Here is a 19,695-nt window from a genome sequence, read left to right on the forward strand (position 1 = left end):
CTGCTTAAGAGACCGCAGCCAGCGCCTGCTCCACCGTGCACACGCGTGCAAAGCGGCCGTCCAGCACGGTGGCGGTGCGGGTCTTGATGTCGGCTGCGCTCAGGGTCTGACCATCGGGCTGGGTCATGTCAAAGGTGAGGGTGGCATCCAGCACATAGTCCACCTCCCAGCCCAGGTCCGAGGCGTGGCGGGCCGTGGTTTCGCAGCACTGCTCGGTGCGTATGCCGCTCACCAGCAGCTTGTGGATGCGGTTCTCGGTCAGCCAGACCGACAGGCCCGTGCCCACCAGGGCGCTGTGGCGGTGCTTGGTGAAGGTGGCGGCGGCTGCAAAGTCAGCCAGGCCCTGCAGTGGCCGGACAAAGCCCGATGCCACTGCAAACGGATTGCCCGCCTCTTCAGGGCCGTCGCTGTGGAAGATGCGCACGATCGGCAGGCCCCGGGCTTGGGCGCCCGCAATCAGCGCGTTTTGCTGCAGCAGGTAGCTGCTGGCCAGGGGCTCATTCCAGCTGGGGCGCTGGCGAAAGGATTCCTGGGCGTCGATCACCAAAAGACATGTGTGCATGGCCTGTTCCCGGTTCGGGTTTCAAGTGGATAAGCCATGATTCTGCAGGGCATGGTGCTTTGCCGCTACACACAGACCGACAAGTGCCGGTCATTTTCGGACAAGATGACAAGGCCCCGTGCAGGGGCCTTGTGCCTCAGGACACGACGACGGCTGCCGTATCGCCCTTGGCCGTGATGCGGCCAATGGTGTACACGCGCTCACCGGCTGCAGCCAGGGTGGCGGCGCAGGCTTCTGCGGAAGCCGCGTCCACCACCACCACCATGCCGATGCCGTTGTTGAAGGTGCGGTTCATCTCGATGTCGTCGATGCCGGCAGTCTTTTGCAGCCAGGCAAAGAGCTCGGTCTGGGGCCAGCTGCCCTTGACCAGGTGCGCGGCCATGCCCTCGGGCAGCACGCGGGGGATGTTCTCCAGCAGGCCGCCGCCGGTGATGTGGGCCAGGGCCTTGATGCCGCTGCTGGCGTCAGCCGACAGCGGGTGGGCGGCCAAGGCGGCCAGCACGTTTTTCACGTACAGGCGGGTGGGCTCCATCAGGGCCTGTTTGAAGGGTTTGCCATCCAGCGTGGCGGGGGCTTGAGAGCCTGCGCGCTCAATGCACTTGCGCACCAGGCTGAAGCCGTTGGAGTGCACGCCGCTGCTGGCCAGGCCCAGCACCACGTCGCCGGGAGCGACCGAGGCGCCGGTGAGGATTTTGGATTTTTCCACCGCGCCCACGGCAAAGCCGGCCAGGTCGTATTCACCCGAGGGGTACATACCGGGCATCTCGGCGGTTTCGCCGCCGATCAGGGCGCAGCCGGAGAGCTCGCAGCCTTTGGCAATGCCGCCCACCACGGCAGCAGCGGTGTCCACATCGAGCTTGCCGCAGGCAAAGTAGTCCAGGAAGAACAGGGGCTCGGCACCCTGCACCAGCACGTCGTTGACGCTCATGGCCACCAGGTCGATGCCCACGGTGTCGTGCATATTCCACTCAAAGGCCAGCTTGAGCTTGGTGCCCACACCATCGGTGCCGCTGACCAGCACAGGCTCCTTGTAGCGCTTGGGCACTTCAAACAGGGCGCCAAAGCCGCCAATACCGGCCAGCACGCCTTCGCGCATGGTCTTCTTGGCCAGAGGCTTGATGCGTTCCACCAGGGCGTCTCCGGCGTCAATATCAACACCGGCATCTTTGTAGGAAAGGGGGGTAGGGGAATTAGATTGGGTCATGGAAAGTGGCTGGGGGCTTTTGCAAGGGTCAAGCCCGATAGAATTTGCCCTTGATTTTAAGGGTTTCAAACTCCTCGCCTGTATGCAATTCACCCCCACCCAAAAAACTTTAGCCGCCTGGGGTGCCATTGCGGCTGCGTTTTTGCTCGCGCTGTGGCTGCTGGCACCTGTGTTGGCTCCCTTTGTGGTGGCCGCGGTACTGGCCTATGCGCTCACCCCGGTGGTGGACTGGCTGGACGATGTGGGGCGGGGCCGCGTGCCGCGTGTGCTGGCTGTTCTGGTGGTGGAACTGCTGTTTGTCATCGCCGTGCTGGCCCTGGTGCTGCTGGTGATACCTATTCTGGCCAAAGAGTTGCCTTTGATCCGCGACCAGTTGCCGGTGCTGCTGGAGCGTGCGGTGGCGCTGGTGCAGCCCCTGCTCACGCAGTGGGGCTTTGAGGTGGCACTGGACATGGAAAGTGTGCGGGGCTTTGTCAAAGCCTACCTGGACACCAATTTCCAGGATGCGCTGGGTTCCGTACTGTCCTCATTGAAGATTGGCGGCAGCGTGGCCTTCTCGCTGATTGGCAACCTGGTGCTGATCCCGGTGGTGCTGTTTTACCTGCTGATGGAATGGGATGGCCTGGTGCAGCAGCTGCGGCAGCTGATTCCGCCTGCGCTGCGGCCTGCGTCAGACCACTTTGTGCGCGATGCCGATGCCGTACTGGGCCAATACCTGCGCGGGCAGATGCTGGTGATGCTGTTGCTGGCCGTCTACTACAGCGTGGGCCTCAAGCTGTTCGGGTTGGACCTGGCCCTGCCGATTGGCGTGTTCACCGGCCTGGCCGTGTTCGTGCCCTACCTGGGCTTCGGGCTGGGGTTGGCCCTGGCCACCTTCGCCGGCCTGCTGCAATTCACCGCCGCCTCGGGTTTCAGCCATACCGTGTTGATGCTGGTGGTGGTGTTTGGCGTGGGCCAGTTGTTGGAGAGTTTTGTGCTCACGCCCAAGCTGGTGGGCGAGCGCATAGGCCTGCACCCTTTGGCTGTGATTTTTTCGCTGATGGCTTTTGGCCAGCTGTTCGGTTTTCTGGGCGTGCTGGTTGCGCTGCCGGTAAGCGCTGTATTGTTGGTGGCCATACGCCGCGTGCGCACGGGCTACCTGGCCAGCCATCTCTACAAGGGCTGAGGCAATGCCCATGAAACAGATCGCCCTGGACATCGGCCTGTCCGCCGGACCCACGGTGGCCAACTTTTGTGCCGGCCCCAATGCGGCCGCCTTGCAGCATCTGGCGCTGTGGCTGGGCGACAAAACCCAGGCGCAGACGCGCTCGCCAGTGCCCACCTACTACTGGGGGCCGGGCGGCAGCGGAAAGACCCATTTGCTCAAGGCCGCCCGCGAGGGCCTGCGCGAGCAGGGCGCACGTGTGGGCTGGTTGGATGCCTCGGTGCACAACGCGCCCGACTATGCGGATGACTGGGCTGCCGTGCTGTTGGACGATGTGCATCTCTACACCGCCGCACAGCAGCAGGTGGCCTTCAACTGGTTTGTGAACGCCCACGCCCTGCAGCGCCCGGTGATGGCAGCCGGTGAATACGCACCGGTGGAACTCAAGCTGCGCGACGATTTGCGCACCCGCCTGGGCTGGGGCCATGTCTTTGGCCTGCAGTTGCTCAGCGAGCCCGAGCGCCGCGCCGTGCTGCGCCAGGCCGCGGACGACCGCGGCGTCTTTTTGGGCGATGAAGTCATGGACTTCATGCTGACCCGCTTTTCCCGCGACCTGGGCCACCTGATGGAACTGCTGGAGCTGCTGGACGGCTACAGCCTGCAAAGCAAGCGCGCCATCACCATACCCATGATCAAATCCATGATGGAGAACCAATGACCAAGAAGAAGCTGGCCCTGTTTGACCTGGACCACACCCTGATTCCGTTTGACTCGGACTACAGCTGGGGTGAGTTCACCATAGGCCTGGGCTGGAACGAGGCCGGGGAATTCAAGCGCCAGAATGACGCTTTCTACGCCCAGTACAAGGCCGGCACCCTGGACATCCACGCCTACTGCCGCTTTGCCACCTCGGCGGTGTGCCGCCAGGGCGAAGAAAAATCCCGTGCAGCGCATGCCCAGTACATGCAGCAGGTGGTGTTGCCCGGCATCCGCGCCAATGCGCTGGCCCTGGTGCGCCAGCACCAGGAAGCGGGCGACACAGTGGTCATCATCACCGCCACCAACGAGTTTGTGACGCGCCCGATTGCCGCCGCTTTTGGCGTGCCCGAGCTCTTGGCCATCGAACTGGAGCGCGACGAGCGTGAGGGCGGTACCGGCTGGTACACCGGCGAAATCCGCGGCGTGCCGTCCTTCCGCGAAGGCAAGGTCACCCGCATGGAGCAGTGGATGGCCGAGCGCGGCCTGGACTGGGGCACCGTGCACACCACTTTTTATTCCGACTCCATCAACGACGTGCCGCTGCTGGAAAAAGCCGACGTGGCCGTGGCAACCAACCCGGACGAGCGCTTGCGCCTGATGGCTACCGAGCGCCAATGGCGCATACTCGACCTGTTTGCCTGAAAGCAGGCAGGAAACCCTAGGAAGACAGACTTGATCAAGACATTCATCGACAAACTGCTGGGCAAGGCAGGCGTAGCCAAGCGCACAGCCGGCCCCAAGTTTGGAAAGCGCGTGGAAGTGCCCGCCAGCACCCACGGCATAGATCCCAGCCTGGTGGACGAACGCGCCGCCAATGTGGTGCGCACCCTCAAGAGCGCGGGCTTTGAGGCCTACATCGTGGGTGGCGCCGTGCGTGACCTGCTGCTGGGCCTGCGACCCAAAGACTTTGACGTGGCCACCAACGCCACGCCCGAGCAGGTCAAGGGCCTGTTCCGCCGGGCCTTCATCATCGGGCGGCGCTTTCGCATCGTCCACGTGGTGTACGGGCGGGGCCGCGAGAACGAGGTGATCGAAGTCTCCACCTTCCGCGCCTACCTGGACAATGCCGCGGCCGAACAGGTGGCGGGCAACGAGAAGACCAGCAAGAGCGAACTGGCCGGCATGCACCACGCGGTGGACTCCACCGGTCGCGTTCTGCGCGACAACGTCTGGGGCCCGCAGGAAGAAGACGCAGTGCGCCGCGACTTCACCATCAACGCGATGTACTACGACCCCGAGACGCAGATCGTGGTGGACTACCACAATGGCCTGAAAGACGCCAAGAACCACACCCTGCGCATGATTGGCGACGCCGCCACACGCTACCGGGAAGACCCGGTGCGTATCATCCGCGCCGTGCGCTTCTCGGCCAAGCTCAATGCCCTGGGCTTCAAGATGGACGCCAAGACCTCGGGTCCGCTGATCAAGTCGCAAGCCCTGCTGGCCGACGTGCCGCAAAGCCGTCTGTTTGACGAGATGCTCAAGCTGCTGCAAACCGGCCACGCCCTGGCGTCGATTGCACAGCTGAAGTCCCTGAATATGCACACCGGCATCTACCCGCTGCTGGACGTGGTGGTGGAGCGCGCCGACCAGCCCTTTGTGAACGCCGCCCTGAAAGACACCGACCGCCGCGTGGGCGAGGGCAAGCCTGTGGCACCCAGCTTCCTGCTGGCCTGCGTGCTCTGGGCCGATGTGCGTGACGGCTGGGCCCGCCGCATGGCCGACCACCAGCACAGCCACCCGGCGCTGCAGGATGCGATAGAAGACGTGTTCAACGCCCGCATTGGTGATGTGTCGGGCCGTGGCCGCCTGGCCGGTGACATGCGCGAGATCTGGCTCTTGCAGCCGCGCTTTGAAAAGCGCGTAGGCAGCACGCCCTTTGGCATGGTGGACCAGCCGCGCTTTCGCGCCGCCTTCGACTTCATGCGCCTGCGTGCCGATGCCGGTGAAATTGAAGAAGTGCTGGCCGATTGGTGGCAGGAATTCAGCATGGCCGACGACAACCTGCGCCAGGACATGATCGACCAGGTGCGCGCCGAACAGCAGGCCCGCCCCAAGGCGCCACGTGTGCACCGCGCGCCTGCCCCGGTGCGTGACCAGCCCCCGCGTGACGCGGCAACGCCCGCGCCCGGTCCGCAAACCGATACCCAGCCTTCCACCGAAGAAGGCAGCACCGCCCCGCGCAAGCGCCGCCGCAAACGCCGCCCCAGTGGTGGTGGTGGCGGCGGTGAAGCAGCGCCCACGGGCGGCAGCGATTACTGACCTCGGCCATAGGGAGTTGTGATGCGGGAGCCTGTGATTGCCTACATCGGCCTGGGTGCCAATCTGGGCGACCCGCGCACTGCGGTGTTGTGCGCCATCGATGCCATCGCCGACCTGGACGGCCTGGCTCTTACTGCCCAGTCTTCCCTGTATGGCAGCGCCCCTGTGGATGCCGGCGGCGCAGATTACGTCAACGCCGTGGTGCAGGTGACCACCCGGCTCAAACCCCATGCCCTGCTGGCGCAACTCCAGGGCATTGAAAATGCGGCCGGGCGCAGCCGCCCGTTTCGCAATGCACCGCGCACCCTAGATCTGGATGTACTGCTCTACGCCCAACTGGTGTTGAACGACGCCGACCTGGTGCTGCCGCACCCGCGCATGTGGCAACGCGCCTTTGTGCTACAGCCCCTGGCCGAGCTTGCGCCCGATCTGGTGAGTGCCGAACAGTTGCAGGCCGTGGCCGAGCAGTCGGTGTGGGTGTTGTGAGGCCTTTGCGGTGAAGCGCCTGCCGCCGCTGAATGCGCTCAAGGCCTTTGCCGTGGCCGCGCGTGAGGGCAGCTTCACCCATGCGGGTGAGGTGCTGCACGTCACGCAGGGTGCCATCAGCCGCCAGGTCAAGCAGTTGGAGACCGCCCTGGGCGTGCCTCTGTTTGTGCGTGTGCACCAGGCCGTGGAACTCACGCCCGCCGGGCGGGAGTTGGCTGACACCCTGGGCCGCCTGTTTGCAGAGATGGAGGTGGCCGTCAACCGCGCCGCCGGTCAGCACCGCCCGGAAGTGCTGACGGTGAATGCGCCGCCCACCTTCGCCACACGTTGGCTGGCGCCGCGCCTCTCCGACTTCCGCGCGCGCTTTCCGCATATTGACCTGTCCATCACTACCGACCGCATCACCACCCTGCGGGAAGCCCGTTCGCTGGACTGCATGGTGGTCTTCGACACCCAGGCCTGGCCGCGCACCCCCTGCGAGCCGGTGATGAAGGAGCGCCACGTGATGGTCAGCAGCCCGTCCTTGTGGCGCGCCAGCAAGCCGCCAGCCCTGCCAGGTGCCACGCTACTGCATGTGCTGGACGGCGGACAGCGCCTGCCGGTGTGGGAGCAGTGGATTGCCCAGCATGGGCCACTGGCACTCGATGTGCGGCCCGGCCTGACCTTCAGCACCCTGGACCAGGCCATTAGCGCCGCCATTGCCGGGGCCGGCGTGGTCATCGTGGACGAGGCCATGGTGGTGCGCGAGCTGCAGTCGGGTGAGCTGATACGCCACAACACGCTGTATGTGGAAGGCCCGTTTGCCTACTGGTTTGTGGTGCCCAGCAGTGAGCCTACCACCCCCGCGCGGGTGCATGACTTCAAGACCTGGCTGATGCAGAAAGCCTTGCCGGATTAGTGCGCTGCCGTGCTGCGCCCCGAGCTCAGCACATTCACCAGCACCGCCGACACAATCACCGCGCCGCCCAGCAGGCTCTGTCCCGAGACGGCCTCGCCAAACAGGGCGTAGACCCACAGGGGGGCCAACGGAATTTCCAGCATGCACACCAGCGAGGCCAGCACCGCCTTGATGCGGCGCACGCCCAGCAGGTACAGGCCAAAGCCCACGCCCACGTTGAGCACGCCATACAGCCACAGCCAGAGCAGGTCGTGCGTGCTGGTGCCTTCAAAAGTGGCAAAGGGGGCCATGGCCAGCGCGGCTACAAAGGCACCCACATAGGTCACTTTCACCATCTCGGCCTGGGGGTAGCGCTTGATGCCGATGGTGATGAGCGCAAACAGCAATGTGGCCAGCAGACTCAGGGCTGCCCCCATGAGGTTGTGCAGCGAGTTTTGACCCCACACGATCAGGCCCATGCCCAGCACCACGGTGGCAGTGCACAGCAGGTCGATGCGCTGCACCACCGTTCCCAGCAGCAGGGCCGAGAGCAGCAGGGTCATGATGGGAAAGGCGCTGTAGATAAACACCACGTCGGCCACGGGCGCGTAAAAGAAGGCGGCAATAAAGCACACCATGGCGCCCGAACCCGCCAGGGACATCCAGAACTCCGGCCAGGTCAGGCGCCACAGGCTGCCCAGGTCCTGGCGTTTGGCCAGCAGGGCTTGCGCGGCCAGCACCGACAGGCCGCCCAGGGCAGAGCGCCAGAACAGCGTGGTGAACACATCGGTGCTGACCACGCGCGGGAACAACCCCGCCGTGCTCCACGACAAGGCCGCCAGCGCAATCAGTGCAATGCCCGCCCAGAGATTGGCGCGGGCGCCTGCCTGGTTCACGCAGCCAGGGCTTGCGGCGCTTCTGCGGCAGCTTTGGCGCGGTGGGCCAGCACCTCGTCGAGCCAGTCCACGCGCATCTCCGGCACGGCGGTGATCAGCTTCTGGGTGTAGGGGTGCTCGGGGTTGTCAAAAATCTTGTCGGTCTGGTCGAAGGCCACGAACTTGCCCTGCAACATCACGGCCGTACGGTGCGCAATGCGGTGCACCACGTCCAGGTCATGGGTGATGAGGATGTAGCTCAGGTTGAGCTCGCGCTGCAGCTTGCGTAGCAGGGTCAGAATTTCTTCAGCCACCAGTGGGTCCAGGGCCGAGGTGGGCTCGTCCAGGATGATCATGTCGGGCCGTGCGGCCAGGGCCCGTGCAATGCAGACGCGCTGTTTTTGCCCGCCTGACAACTGGCCGGGGCGGCGGTCCAAAAACTCCAGCGGCAGTTCCACCAGGCGCATCAGTTCACGGGCGCGCTCCTGCATTTCCTTGCGGCCCACGCCGAAGTAGAACTGCACCGGGCGGCCTATGATTTCCATCAGGCTCTGGCGCGGGTTGATGGCCACATCGGGGATCTGGTAGACCAGCTGGATGCGCTGCTTGAGCTCCTTGCTGCGCTCCTTGAGGCTGCGCGGCAGGGCCTTGCCCTGGAAGATGATTTCTCCGCTGCGGGGGGGCAGCAGGCCGGTGACAATGCGCGCCAGCGTGGACTTGCCCGACCCCGACTCGCCCACCACCGCCACCGTCTCGCCCAGCTTCACGTCCAGCGACACGCCCTTGACCACATGGAAGGCGCCGTAATAGGCGTGGCAGTCCTTGATGGACAGCACCGTGGTGTCTTCCTTGACCGTATCCTGGGCTGCGCGCTCGCTGGCTGCTGCGCCACGCACGGCCACCAGGCGGGCGGTGTAGTCCTGTTTGGCGTTGTGCAGAATCTGTGCGGTTTCGCCTTCTTCGACTTCCTTGCCATGGCGCAGCACCTTGATGCGGTCGGCCACCTGGGCTACCACGGCCAGGTCGTGGGTGATATAGATGGCTGCGGTGTTGTACTGCTTGATCAGGGACTTGAGCAGGATCAGCACCTCGATCTGCGTGGTCACGTCCAGCGCGGTGGTGGGCTCGTCGAGCACCAGCACATCGGGGCGGCAGGACATGGCCATGGCCGCCATGGCGCGCTGCAACTGGCCGCCAGAAGCCTGGTGCGGGTAGCGTGCGCCAAAGTTCTCGGGGTCGGGCAGGTCGAGTGCCTTGAAGAGCTGGCGCGCCCAGGCTTCGGCCTCGGTGCGGCTCATCAGCTTGTGGATCAACGGGGCTTCGCAGACCTGGTCCATCAGCGTGTGGGCCGGGTTGAAGGCAGCGGTGGCGCTTTGGGCAATGTAGGCAATGCGCTTGCCGCGCATGCCGCGGCGGCCGTCCGCGTTGAGTGCGCGGATGTTCACGCCACCCAGCAGGATTTCACCCAGGGCAATGTGCACACCGGCACGGGCGTAGCACATGCTCGACAGGCCAATGGTGGACTTGCCCGCGCCCGACTCGCCAATCAGGCCTAGCACCTGGCCCTTGTTGACACGCACGTCCACGTTGTCGACGATGGCGCTGCCGCTCATGCTCTCCAGCCGCAGGCCCTTGATTTCCAGAATCAGTTGATCGCTCATGGTGGGATCCCTTTCAGAGTTCGGCCTGCGCGCCGGAGGGGCGGGCGTCAATGGACAGCATCCAGTCCACCACCAGGTTCACCGAGACGGTGAGCAGGGCAATGGCGGTGGCCGGGTAGATGGGCGCCATCATCCCGAAGTTGATGGCCGCAGCGTTCTCGCGCACCATGCCACCCAGGTCGGCGTAGGGAGGCTGGATACCCAGGCCCAGGAAGGACAGGCCGGCGATGAACAGGAAGTTGAAGCAGAAGCGCAGTCCGAACTCGGAGATCAGCGGGGCCCAGGCATTGGGCAAAATTTCGCGGCGGATGATCCACCACAGGCCTTCACCGCGCAGGCGGGCGGCTTCCACATACTCCATCACGGTAAGGTTCATGCCCAGGGCGCGCGCCAGGCGGAACACGCGGGTGGAGTCCAGCACAGCGATGGTGAGGATCAGCACCGGAATGCTGGAGCCGAACACGCCCAGGATGATCAGCGCGAAGATCAGTCCGGGAATGGACAGCATCACATCCACCAGACGCGAGAAGAATATATCCACCCAGCCGCCCAGAACCGCGGCCACAAAGCCCAGCACGATGCCGATCAGGAAAGACAGCAGGGTGATGGCCAGGGCCACGCCAATCGTCATGCGCGCGCCGTACATGATGCGGGTGAGCATGTCGCGGCCGATCTGGTCGGCGCCCAGCAGCATTTTCATGGAGGGCTCATCCCAGGTGCCGCCCACGTTGGCGGACTGCCCGTAGGGCGCCAGCCAGGGCGTGAAGATGGAGACGAAGATAAAGATGGACACCACAGTCAGGCCGAACCAGGCCGAGAGGGTGGGTTTGTTGCCAAAGATTTTCATGGGGTTTTCCTTCTTCTTAGCGTTTGTGGCGCAAACGGGGATTGACCAGAATGACCAGGATGTCGGCCAGGGTGTTGAGCATCACAAACACCATGGCAAACACCAGACCGCAAGCCTGGATGACGGGCACGTCGCGCTTGGACACCGCATCCACCATCAACTGGCCGAGACCCGGGTACACAAACACCGCCTCGATCACCACCACGCCCACCACCAGGTAGGCCAGGTTGAGCGCAATCACCGTGATGATGGGTGCGGCCGCGTTGGGCAGGGCGTGGCGCACGATGACGCGGCCGCGTTTGGCACCCTTCAGGAAAGCCATTTCAATATACGGCGTGGACATGACCGACAGCACCGAGCTGCGCGTCATCCGCAGCATGTGCGCGGCCACCAGCAGGGTGAGTGTGATGGCCGGTAGCGTGGTCTGGTAAACACGCTCGGAAAACGGCATGCCTGCAAACACGGTGGAGAGCGAGGGGAACCAGTCGACCTCCACGGCAAAGAAGATGATCAGCAGATAAGCAATAAAAAACTCGGGCAACGAGATCGCCGTGAGCGTGATGATGTTGGCCAGTTTGTCGGACAGCTTGCCTTCGTTGATGGCCGAAAAAATACCCAGGCCCACGGCCACGGGAATGGCAATCATGGCGGCGTAGCCGGCCAGAAAAAGCGTGTTGCCCAGGCGCGGCAGGATTTCATCGACGATGACACGCTTGTTGGTCAAGGCCACGCCCAGGTCGCCATGCAGGGCACCGCTGAGCCAGTTGAAATAGCGCAGGTAGGCGGGGACGTCCAGGCCCAGTTCCTTGCGGAAGATCACCAGGGCTTCTGGCGTGGCGCCCTGACCCAGCACCGCCGAGGCAACGTCGCCGGGCAGGATCTGGGTACAGACAAAAATCAGGACGGAGACAGCAAATAGCGTCAGCACTCCCAGCAGGAGCCGGTTCAATATCAGTTTGGCCATGGCATGTTCTTATTTGTGAATTGACTCAACTGACAACGGGTTTGCGCAGCTTGCAAACCTGTACATCAGCACCTGGTACACATCAAAAAAAGCGGGGAGAGCTATAAGGCCCGACCCGCTTTTAATTCTTCGTCTACCTTGACAAAACCCATGCAATTTCCAGACCCGGACAACCCATATGGTCGCCCGGATATAAAAATGCGTCGGCTGTCAAAGCCCTGCTTGTTACGCGAACCAACCCTTTTCCGCAATGCGGTCATCGGCCATGTCGTAACGGCCAGAGATCGTCAGACCTTGCAGCTTGGTGCTGCAGGCGTCCAAGTAGTCTTGCACGGCGAAGCACACCATGCCGGAGTTCTGCGCAATCAGTTCCTGGCAACGCGCGTACATCGCGCCGCGCTTCTTCTGGTCCATTTCGACACGGGCTGCAACCAGGGTCTTTGTGAACTCGGGGTTGTCAAAGTGGGTGTCGTTCCAGGGGTTCTTGGTGCCACCGAAGAAGGTGCTGGTGAGCTGGTTGTCGATGGTGGGACGGTTGCCCCAGTACACCGCGCAGAAGGGTGACTTCAGCCAGACGTTGTCCCAGTAGCCGTCGCCGGAGACGCGCTTCAGATCGAGGGTGATGCCGGCCTTGGACAGCGATTCCTGGTAGATCTGGCCGGAGTCCGTTGCACCGGAGAAGGCACCTTCAGAGACTTGCAGTTCGACGGGGCCGCTCAGACCCGATTTCTTGTAGTGGAACTTGGCCTTTTCCGGATCGTAGGCGATCTGCTTTTGCTTGGTGTCGTAGTACTTCATCTTGGTGCCGACGGTGTGGTCGTTACCGATGGAAGCATAGCCAGAGAACACGTTGTCAACGATCTGCTTGCGGTCAATGCCGTACTTCAGGGCCAGCATCAGGTCCTTGTTGGCGAAGGGCTGCTTGTCGGTGTGGGCCACAAAGGCAAAGCGGTTGCCCATGCCGGGTGTGCGCGACAGGCGCAGGTTCTTGTTCTTGGCCAGCAGCGCTGCGGTCTTGGGGTCCACGCGGTTGATGATGTCGACCTGGCCGGTGACCAGGGCCTGGGTGCGCGCAGCGGCGTCGCCGATGTAGCGCAGTTCCACGCGGTCAAAATTGCCGCGGTTGGGCTTCCAGTAGTTGCCGGGCTTCTTCTTGAAGGTGGCGCGCACGCCGGGCTGGAATTCTTCCAGCACATAGGCGCCGGTGCCATCAGGCTTGCTGAAATCGGTGGTGCCGTTGGGCACGACGATGATGTGGTAGTCGGAGAGGTTGAAGGGCAAGTCGAGGTTGCCATTGCTCATGGTGATGCCAACCTGGGTGGCGCTGAGCTTTTTGATGTCAGAGATGTCAGCCAGCAACGACTTGGCAGGCGACTTTGTCTCACCGCGGTGCAGGTTCAGGGAGTAGATGACGTCATCTGCGTCCAGCGTTTTGCCGGAAGTGAAAGTGATGCCCTTGCGTACATTGAAGATCCATTCGGTAGCACCGGGCTTGACTTCCCAGCTCTCGAACAGTTCGCCGGTGGCGTCGCCGTTGTCAGCCACTTCAACCAGGTTGTTCCAGAGCATCAGGCTCATGGAGATGGGGATGGAGTCCGCATAGGTACGTGGATCCAGGCTGTCAGAAGGCGAGCCGCCTTCCATGCCGATGCGCAAAGTGCCGCCCTTTTTCGGTGCGCCTGCTGCCAGGGCTGGCATGGATCCGAAAGCTGCGGAGAGTCCGACTGCGGACGCTCCGAGAACCATTTGACGACGGTCCAGGATGATGCCCGATTCCGTTTTATTTTCGATCATTGCCATGTTTGTAGATCTCCAATCAAATCAAGTAAAGGTATCCGGAGCCATCATCCGCGATGGTCTTGGCCCCGGAAAATTTGAGAGCAACTAGTGTTTAGCCCCATGAACATAGTATTGCAATTCGTTCGGCAATATTCATCAACGTATTCCCTTAGCGCGCATTTTTTTTGGCTGGCAAGCGGTATTTTTTCGTATTGATTTTTCGGGCCTGGTCGCGTTGATGTTCAAGCACGTCGCATGCAGTGAATAAACTTGTTCACGCTCTGCTAGGACCCATAAAACCACCACTTTTGTCGCGATTCAGAGCAGGTTTCGCCGGATTTTGTGGTCCCAGTCCCGGCTCCAGACCAGCACGTCATTCTCAAAGGCCTCAAGGCGTCCCGTGACATGCCAATGGGTCTTGCTGGCGGTCATGGCGGAGCGGGTTTCGGTACGTACTTTCCAGTCGCCGCGTTCGCGTTCTTCGGTCCAATGGCACTCCTGACGGGCGCTCAAAGGGTCGTTGGGCAGGATGCTGTAGCTCTCGCGGCCGCACGCCCATAGTGCAAGGCCGTGCTCCGCAATGGTGCTGCGGCCAAAGTCATCGACGATGGTGAGCCGTGTTTCACCCGTGGCCTGGTCGCGGGTGAGCTCGCGTTTGTTGAATGGCTTGCTGTGTTCCACCAGTTTGACCGGCGCTGCGGCTTCGCTGGGGGCAAAGACGGGCGCCTTCTCGTTGCGGCGGGCGGCGCGCACGGGCAGGTCGATGAAACTGGCGGCGGTGTGGACGGTGAGCATGACCGGTTCGGGCGACGGCCAGATCATGGGCCAGTAACTGGTGGAGAGGGACACGCGCAACTTGTGCCCTTTGGGCAGGGTTGCTGCTACATCGTCCAGCGGAATGCGCACGGTGTAGGTCTTGCCCACTTCCAGCGCTTGCGGTTTTTCGTGGCCGTTGCGGTGGCAGAGGTTGAAAACCGCATAGCTGATGCGCGATACCGCGCCGTCCGGCCAGACCATGTTCAGGCGCACCGCCACATTGGCCACGGGCTTGTCGGAACTGAACTTGAGGGTGAACGTGGGCGCGCCCACCAGGTCCATGTCTTTGCCCAGCGGCACGCTATCGAATGTGAGCGAGCCCGAGTCGTCATGGCGCTGGTCGCCAGCGAACTCCGGCCCCAGCCAGATGATGCAGTACTCGCCACCATCACCGCCCACGCTTTGCAGGCTGTTGTGGGTTTGCTTGCCGGCTTTGCCTTTGGCGGTGGACAGGCCCTCGGCATTCAGATGCCAACGCTGCACCTCGCCCTTGTCAAACGGCCACTGGATGTCGCTGACCCAGCGGCCCGCGATGTGGCTGATGGAGCCACCCGGGCGGGACGGCTCCATGATGTAGGTTCGAAAGGCCGGGTCCTTTTGCACGCCTGTGTTCTCGCCTTTAAGCCACTGGTCCCACCAGCGCAGGGCCTCCTGCAAGAAGCCGATGCGCGGCTCCGGCACGGCAAAGTGCGGATACTTGTGGGCCCAGGGGCCGATGATGCCTTTGGCAGGTGACTTCAGGTTGCCCACCAGCCGCGGCACGGCGTTGGTGTAGGCATCGTTCCAGCCGCCAACGGCCAGCACGGCGGCTTGAATGGCGGAGTAGTCCTCATTGACCGAGCCGTGTTTCCAGTAGGCGTCGCGGTGCGGGTGTTGCAGCCAGTCAATGGCCAACAGCGGCTCGGCCTCCAGGCGCTGCAGCCACATGTCGCGCCAGCGCTCGCCCACCAGCAGAGGGTCCGGCGCGCGTGAGGAGTAGGCAAACATGGTGGCCGACCAGCCCAGGTTTTCATTGAGCAGACAACCACCCTTGTAGTGGATGTCGTCGGTATAGCGATCATCGGTGGAGCACAGGGTGATGATGGCCTTGAGCCCCTCGGGCCGCATGGCCGCCACCTGCAAGCTGTTGAAGCCGCCCCACGATATGCCCATCATGCCGATGTTGCCGCTGCACCAGGGCTGCTGGCGCAACCAGGCAATCACCGCGCAGGCGTCGTCGAGTTCCACCTGCGTGTATTCGTCCAGCATCACCCCATCGGAATCCCCGCTGCCGCGCATGTCCACGCGCACACAGGCATAGCCGTGGCCGGCAATATACGGGTGGGTAAGGGCGTCACGTATATGCGTGCCGTCGCGTTTGCGGTAGGGCAGGTATTCGAGGATGGCCGGCACCGGGTGCTTGCCGGCATCCTTGGGTAGCCAGATGCGTGCGGCGAGTTGCGTGCCATCGGGCAGGGTGATGAAGGTGTTGGATATTTCCTGGACCTTGCGGGGGAATGATTTCACAGTTTTCATCGTGTTGCTTTCACAAGTAGTTCCAATACCAGATGCAGACTATGTCACGCCGCCGCCAGCTGGGTGGGTGCGCAGTGACCGGGGGGCCCAATTCATTGCACGCCAACATCGCCTGCAGACGCAGGACGGCATGGCGCTCGACGCCGGTAGGTAAAGGAGGAGCCCGAAGGGCGGGGGACACGGACGGCGTTGAGTGCCATGGCGGCCTGCGTCCAGAAGTGCCTGATGTCCCCCAGTGCCCAGACATACCTACGTCACACCATATGCGGCGTATGCGTCATATCCAGATGCAGCGCGTTACCCACATACGGGTGCGCCAAGGCAACCGCTTCATTCAATTCCACACCCAGCCCCGGCTCGGTGGGCGGAATGATGTAGCCGCTCTCCCAGCGGATCGGCTTCTTCAACAGCTCGCCATAAAAACCGCCACCGTCATAAATGGTTTCCAGAATCAGGAAGTTGGGCGTGCTGGTAGATACCTGAATGGCCGCCGCCCAGGTGATGGGGCCGCAATAGATGTGCGGCGCAATCTGCGCGTGCACAGCCTCGGCCATGGAGGCAATCTTCTTGGCCTCGGTAATGCCACCCACACGCGCCAGGTTCATTTGCAAAATGCTGGCCGCGCCTTCTTCCAGTACACGCTGGAACTCCCACTTGGTGGTGAGACGCTCACCGGCAGCAATGGGGATGGAGGTAGCACGCGCCACCTTGGCCATTTCTTTTTGGTTGTCCGGCGGAATGGGTTCTTCAAACCACAGCGGATCGTATTTTTCCAGGCGCTTGGCCAGCCGGATGGCGCCCGATGCGGTCATCTGCCCGTGGGTGCCAAACAGCAAGTCGGCCTTGTTGCCCACGGCTTCGCGCAGCAATTTGCAAAAGCGCTCTGAGCGGTCCAGGTCTTCCAGCGACAACTGGTGGCCGTCGTACACGGTGTAGGCGCCGGCCGGGTCGAACTTGACCGCATTGAAACCCATCTCCACATATTCGGCCGCGCGCACGGCGGCGAGTTCCGGGTCGGCATAGACGTTGGTCTTGTCACCCGGCTTGGGGTAGATGTAGGTGTAGCTGCGCAGCTTCTCGTGCACCTGGCCGCCCAGCAGTTTGTAGACAGGCTTGTTGAGCTCCTTGCCCTTGATGTCCCAGCAGGCCATGTCAATGGCGCTCAGAATGCCCATCATGGAAGTGTCGGGCCGCTGGATGAAGCCGCCGCCATAGACGCTGCGCCATATTTTTTCGGTATCAAACGGGTCCTGCCCCACCACGTAGCGCTCCACCACATCGCGCGCCATTTTTTCGACGATGTGCGGGTGGTAGGGCAGGTTATATATTTCCCCCACGCCTTCCACGCCGGTGTCGGTGATCAGCTTGATGAACACGTAATAGCGTCCGCCAAAGCCGGGGGGCGGGTTGCCTACGGTGAAGGTCTTGATGTCTTTGATTTTCATGTTTGTCTCCAGGTTTTGCCGCCGGGCCGCCCCAAGGCAAAACGCTCCCCCTCGGGGGGCAGCGCAGCACACGGAGTGGCAAGCGTGGGGGTTAATCTTTAGAGTCCGTTGATGATTTTGTATTCCAGGAAATCCTGCAGGCCAAAGCGGCCCCACTCGCGTCCGTTACCCGACTGCTTGTAGCCGCCAAAAGGGTTGCAGTACTCGTTGCCGCTGGCATTGACCGACACATTGCCCGCACGCAGGCGCTTGGCCACACGCCGGGCTTTCACCTTGTCGTTGGTGCTGAGGTACGCAGCCAGGCCGAAGGGCGTGTCGTTGGCAATGCGGATGGCGTCTTCTTCGTCCTCAAAGGGAATCAGGCACAGCACGGGGCCGAAGATCTCCTGGCGCGCAATCGGCATGTCATTGGTGACATCGGCAAAGATGGTGGGTTTCACGAAATAGCCGGCATCAAACCCATCCGGGCGCCCGGGGCCGCCCACTACCAGCCGCGCACCGCAGTGCATGCCGATGTCGATAAAACGGTTCACGGTTTCGAACTGGCGCTTCATGGCCAGCGGGCCTATGCCATCGCCTTTTTCAGTGGGCTGGATCACGCGCACGTTGGCACCGGCTTTTGTGGCAGCGGCCACGGCCTGCGCGTACACCGACTTTTCAATCAGCATGCGGGTGGGCGCGTTGCAGCTCTGGCCGGTGTTGTTCATGCAGCGCTTCACGCCGCGCGCAACCGAGGCATCCACATCGCAGTCGGCAAAGATGATGTTGGGCGACTTGCCACCCAACTCCTGCACCACGCGCTTGACCGTGTCGGCCGCAGCCTTGGCCACGGCAATGCCTGCGCCCGTGGACCCGGTGAAGGACACCAGGTCCACCTCGGGGTGGGCGCTCAGGGCGGCACCCACCACCGGGCCATCGCCGTAAACCATGTTGAAGACGCCCGGCGCATAGCCGGCCTCATCCATGTATTCGCCCACCAACTTGGCCGAGAGCGGCGCGAATTCGCTGGGCTTGAGCACCACCGTGCAACCGGCCAGCAGGGCCGGTGCCAGCTTGGCCACCACCTGGTTCATGGGCCAGTTCCAGGGCGTGATCAGCACGCACACGCCAATGGCTTCGCACAACAAGTCACCCTTGCCGCTCTTCACTTCAAACGGATAGTCCTTGGCCGCTTCCAGCGTGGCCTTGATGTGGCCAGGGCCGCACTCGGCCTGCGAGTCATAGGCCAGATCCCAGGGCGCACCCATCTCGGTGCTGATGGCCTGGGCCATTTCGGTGTAACGGCGCTCAAATATGCCTTGCAGCTTGTGCAGCATTTCAGTGCGGTAGGCCAGGGTGGTCTGGCTGTAGGCATCAAAGGCGCGGCGGGCGGCCATGACAGCGCGGTCGGCATCCAGCGCGCCACCCATGGCCACAGTGCCCACGGATTGCTCGGTGGCCGGATTGATGATGGGGTGGGGCGTGCCGGGCTGCAGCGGCTCGCACCAGGCACCATCGATATAGAAGTTGCAAGTGGTCATGGGTGTCTCCAAAAGGGAATGGCGCGGCGGTTGTGCAGGCTGCGCTTATTCGGCCAGCAGTTCAGTGGGGTAGCCAGGTGCGCGCAGTTCCAGGTCGCAGGCTTTTTCCAGCATGCGCACCACCTCGGGGGACTGCGCGTTGCCGCCCATGAGGCCGCGCGCACGGCGGAAGATTTGCTGCGCCATGCTGCCCAATTCGAGTGGCACGCCCAGCTTTTCGGCAATGCCGTTGACCAACCCTAAGTCCTTGCAGGCCAGGTCCATGGTGAACTTGACGTTGTAGCTGCCCGAGAGCACCAGCTTCGACTCGGTCTCGTGCACAAAGCTGTTGCCCGAACTTGCGCGGATAGCGCGGTAGGTGGCGTCCGGGTCCACACCAAATTTGGCCGGCAGCATCATGGCTTCTCCGGCTGCAATCAGGTGGATGAAGGCCAGCATATTGGTCACCACTTTGACTACCGAGGCATTGCCCATCTTGCCCATGTAGATGATTTCGCCGCCTATGGTTTTGAGCACGTCTTCGACCTGTTTGAAGGTGTCTTCCTCACCGCCCACCAGCACGGTGATCTCGCCCGAGTTGGCCAGGTGCACGCCACCGGTGACGGGGCATTCCAACACCTTGATGCCTTTGGCTTTGGCCACGTCGCTCAGGCGCAGCAGGTCGTCCATGTCGGTGGTGCTCATCTCGATCCAGATGCCACCTGCTTTGAGGTTGTCGAACACGCCGTTCTTGCCTTCTACGACTTGGCGGGAAACTGCCGGGGAGGGGAGAACGGTGATGACGATGTCAGCGTCCTGGCAGGCGCCGGCTGTGGTGTCGGACCAGGTTGCTCCGGCTTGAAGCAGTTTTGTCGCCAGGTTTTTGTTGAGGTCGTTGACGGTGACGGGGTGGCCGGCTTTGACGAGGCTGTTGCACAGGCCTTCGCCGAGGCTGCCAAGGCCGATGAAGCCGATTTTTTGTTTGGTCATTGTTGGTCCT

At 62.6% G+C, this 19,695-nt stretch carries 17 protein-coding genes and 1 pseudogene; 6 read left to right on the forward strand and 12 right to left on the reverse strand.

Annotated elements, in window-relative coordinates:
• Positions 1-4: 4 nt before the first annotated feature.
• Both DIC66_RS00155 and purM read right to left on the reverse strand, forming a co-directional pair.
• Positions 5-562, reverse strand: a complete 558-nt coding sequence (locus tag DIC66_RS00155) for an isochorismatase family protein (protein WP_117172879.1) — start codon at positions 560-562, stop codon at positions 5-7.
• A gap of 136 nt (positions 563-698) precedes the next feature.
• Entirely contained in the window at positions 699-1,766 is a 1,068-nt protein-coding gene (gene purM / locus DIC66_RS00160) for a phosphoribosylformylglycinamidine cyclo-ligase (RefSeq protein WP_117172881.1), read from the reverse strand.
• An 82-nt stretch (positions 1,767-1,848) separates the two neighbouring features.
• Here purM and DIC66_RS00165 point away from each other — a divergent pair, with 82 nt between their 5' ends.
• The 6 genes from DIC66_RS00165 to DIC66_RS00190 are packed head-to-tail and all read left to right on the forward strand — an operon-like array spanning position 1,849 to position 7,315.
• Positions 1,849-2,931 (forward strand): AI-2E family transporter, encoded by a 1,083-nt coding sequence (locus DIC66_RS00165; RefSeq protein WP_117172883.1) that lies wholly within the window; start codon positions 1,849-1,851, stop codon positions 2,929-2,931.
• A 10-nt stretch (positions 2,932-2,941) separates the two neighbouring features.
• On the forward strand, positions 2,942-3,628 hold the full coding sequence (gene hda / locus DIC66_RS00170) for a DnaA regulatory inactivator Hda (protein WP_117174058.1): 687 nt from the start codon (positions 2,942-2,944) through the stop codon (positions 3,626-3,628).
• Positions 3,625-4,311, forward strand: coding sequence for a histidinol-phosphatase (locus DIC66_RS00175; protein ID WP_117172885.1), 687 nt, complete (start codon positions 3,625-3,627; stop codon positions 4,309-4,311). Before hda ends, DIC66_RS00175 begins: the two co-directional genes overlap by 4 nt.
• Positions 4,312-4,341: 30 nt before the next feature.
• Entirely contained in the window at positions 4,342-5,931 is a 1,590-nt protein-coding gene (gene pcnB / locus DIC66_RS00180; RefSeq protein WP_117172887.1) for a polynucleotide adenylyltransferase PcnB, read from the forward strand.
• A gap of 21 nt (positions 5,932-5,952) precedes the next feature.
• Positions 5,953-6,417: a 2-amino-4-hydroxy-6-hydroxymethyldihydropteridine diphosphokinase gene (gene folK, locus DIC66_RS00185; protein WP_117172889.1), complete on the forward strand. Its 465-nt coding sequence runs from the start codon at positions 5,953-5,955 to the stop codon at positions 6,415-6,417.
• Between the two features lie 10 nt (positions 6,418-6,427).
• On the forward strand, positions 6,428-7,315 hold the full coding sequence (locus DIC66_RS00190) for a LysR substrate-binding domain-containing protein (protein ID WP_158558811.1): 888 nt from the start codon (positions 6,428-6,430) through the stop codon (positions 7,313-7,315).
• Here the strand turns inward: DIC66_RS00190 and DIC66_RS00195 are convergent.
• From DIC66_RS00195 to DIC66_RS23685, 10 genes and pseudogenes are all read right to left on the reverse strand, one after another.
• Positions 7,312-8,190, reverse strand: coding sequence for a DMT family transporter (locus DIC66_RS00195; protein WP_117172893.1), 879 nt, complete (start codon positions 8,188-8,190; stop codon positions 7,312-7,314). The genes DIC66_RS00190 and DIC66_RS00195 overlap by 4 nt on opposite strands.
• Entirely contained in the window at positions 8,187-9,830 is a 1,644-nt protein-coding gene (locus DIC66_RS00200; RefSeq protein WP_117172895.1) for an ABC transporter ATP-binding protein, read from the reverse strand. The genes DIC66_RS00195 and DIC66_RS00200 overlap by 4 nt, the downstream gene beginning before the upstream one ends.
• A gap of 13 nt (positions 9,831-9,843) precedes the next feature.
• Positions 9,844-10,677, reverse strand: a complete 834-nt coding sequence (locus tag DIC66_RS00205; protein WP_117172897.1) for an ABC transporter permease — start codon at positions 10,675-10,677, stop codon at positions 9,844-9,846.
• A gap of 16 nt (positions 10,678-10,693) precedes the next feature.
• Complete coding sequence (locus DIC66_RS00210) at positions 10,694-11,641, reverse strand: ABC transporter permease (RefSeq protein WP_117172899.1); 948 nt, start codon at positions 11,639-11,641, stop codon at positions 10,694-10,696.
• 225 nt (positions 11,642-11,866) lie between these two features.
• The gene (locus DIC66_RS00215; protein WP_117172901.1) at positions 11,867-13,441 is read right to left on the reverse strand and encodes an ABC transporter substrate-binding protein; all 1,575 of its coding nucleotides are present in this window, start codon (positions 13,439-13,441) and stop codon (positions 11,867-11,869) included.
• A gap of 297 nt (positions 13,442-13,738) precedes the next feature.
• A complete protein-coding gene (locus tag DIC66_RS00220) occupies positions 13,739-15,751 on the reverse strand; it encodes a CocE/NonD family hydrolase (protein ID WP_117172903.1) in 2,013 nt (670 codons plus the stop codon).
• Positions 15,752-16,005: 254 nt separating this feature from the next.
• Positions 16,006-17,196, reverse strand: a complete 1,191-nt coding sequence (locus DIC66_RS00225) for a mandelate racemase/muconate lactonizing enzyme family protein (protein ID WP_117172905.1) — start codon at positions 17,194-17,196, stop codon at positions 16,006-16,008.
• A 98-nt stretch (positions 17,197-17,294) separates the two neighbouring features.
• Positions 17,295-18,716, reverse strand: coding sequence for an aldehyde dehydrogenase family protein (locus DIC66_RS00235; RefSeq protein WP_117172907.1), 1,422 nt, complete (start codon positions 18,714-18,716; stop codon positions 17,295-17,297).
• 45 nt (positions 18,717-18,761) lie between these two features.
• On the reverse strand, positions 18,762-19,199 hold the full coding sequence (locus DIC66_RS23680; RefSeq protein ID WP_338052473.1) for an NAD-binding protein: 438 nt from the start codon (positions 19,197-19,199) through the stop codon (positions 18,762-18,764).
• A 6-nt stretch (positions 19,200-19,205) separates the two neighbouring features.
• Positions 19,206-19,694, reverse strand: a pseudogene (locus tag DIC66_RS23685) (NAD(P)-dependent oxidoreductase); the annotation flags it as partial.
• Between the last annotated feature and the right edge of the window lies 1 nt (position 19,695).

Origin of the sequence: Rhodoferax lacus (assembly GCF_003415675.1) — a bacterium.
GTDB lineage: Bacteria > Pseudomonadota > Gammaproteobacteria > Burkholderiales > Burkholderiaceae_C > Allorhodoferax > Allorhodoferax lacus.

Coding starts and splice junctions, on each gene's coding strand:
- DIC66_RS00155 (WP_117172879.1), bottom strand. CDS start 562: ATGCACACATGTCTTTTGGTGATCGACGCCCAGGAATCCTTTCGCCAG.
- purM (WP_117172881.1), bottom strand. CDS start 1,766: ATGACCCAATCTAATTCCCCTACCCCCCTTTCCTACAAAGATGCCGGT.
- DIC66_RS00165 (WP_117172883.1), top strand. CDS start 1,849: ATGCAATTCACCCCCACCCAAAAAACTTTAGCCGCCTGGGGTGCCATT.
- hda (WP_117174058.1), top strand. CDS start 2,942: ATGAAACAGATCGCCCTGGACATCGGCCTGTCCGCCGGACCCACGGTG.
- DIC66_RS00175 (WP_117172885.1), top strand. CDS start 3,625: ATGACCAAGAAGAAGCTGGCCCTGTTTGACCTGGACCACACCCTGATT.
- folK (WP_117172889.1), top strand. CDS start 5,953: ATGCGGGAGCCTGTGATTGCCTACATCGGCCTGGGTGCCAATCTGGGC.
- DIC66_RS00200 (WP_117172895.1), bottom strand. CDS start 9,830: ATGAGCGATCAACTGATTCTGGAAATCAAGGGCCTGCGGCTGGAGAGC.
- DIC66_RS00205 (WP_117172897.1), bottom strand. CDS start 10,677: ATGAAAATCTTTGGCAACAAACCCACCCTCTCGGCCTGGTTCGGCCTG.
- DIC66_RS00210 (WP_117172899.1), bottom strand. CDS start 11,641: ATGGCCAAACTGATATTGAACCGGCTCCTGCTGGGAGTGCTGACGCTA.
- DIC66_RS00215 (WP_117172901.1), bottom strand. CDS start 13,441: ATGGCAATGATCGAAAATAAAACGGAATCGGGCATCATCCTGGACCGT.
- DIC66_RS00220 (WP_117172903.1), bottom strand. CDS start 15,751: ATGAAAACTGTGAAATCATTCCCCCGCAAGGTCCAGGAAATATCCAAC.
- DIC66_RS00225 (WP_117172905.1), bottom strand. CDS start 17,196: ATGAAAATCAAAGACATCAAGACCTTCACCGTAGGCAACCCGCCCCCC.
- DIC66_RS00235 (WP_117172907.1), bottom strand. CDS start 18,716: ATGACCACTTGCAACTTCTATATCGATGGTGCCTGGTGCGAGCCGCTG.
- DIC66_RS23680 (WP_338052473.1), bottom strand. CDS start 19,199: ATGGGCAAGATGGGCAATGCCTCGGTAGTCAAAGTGGTGACCAATATG.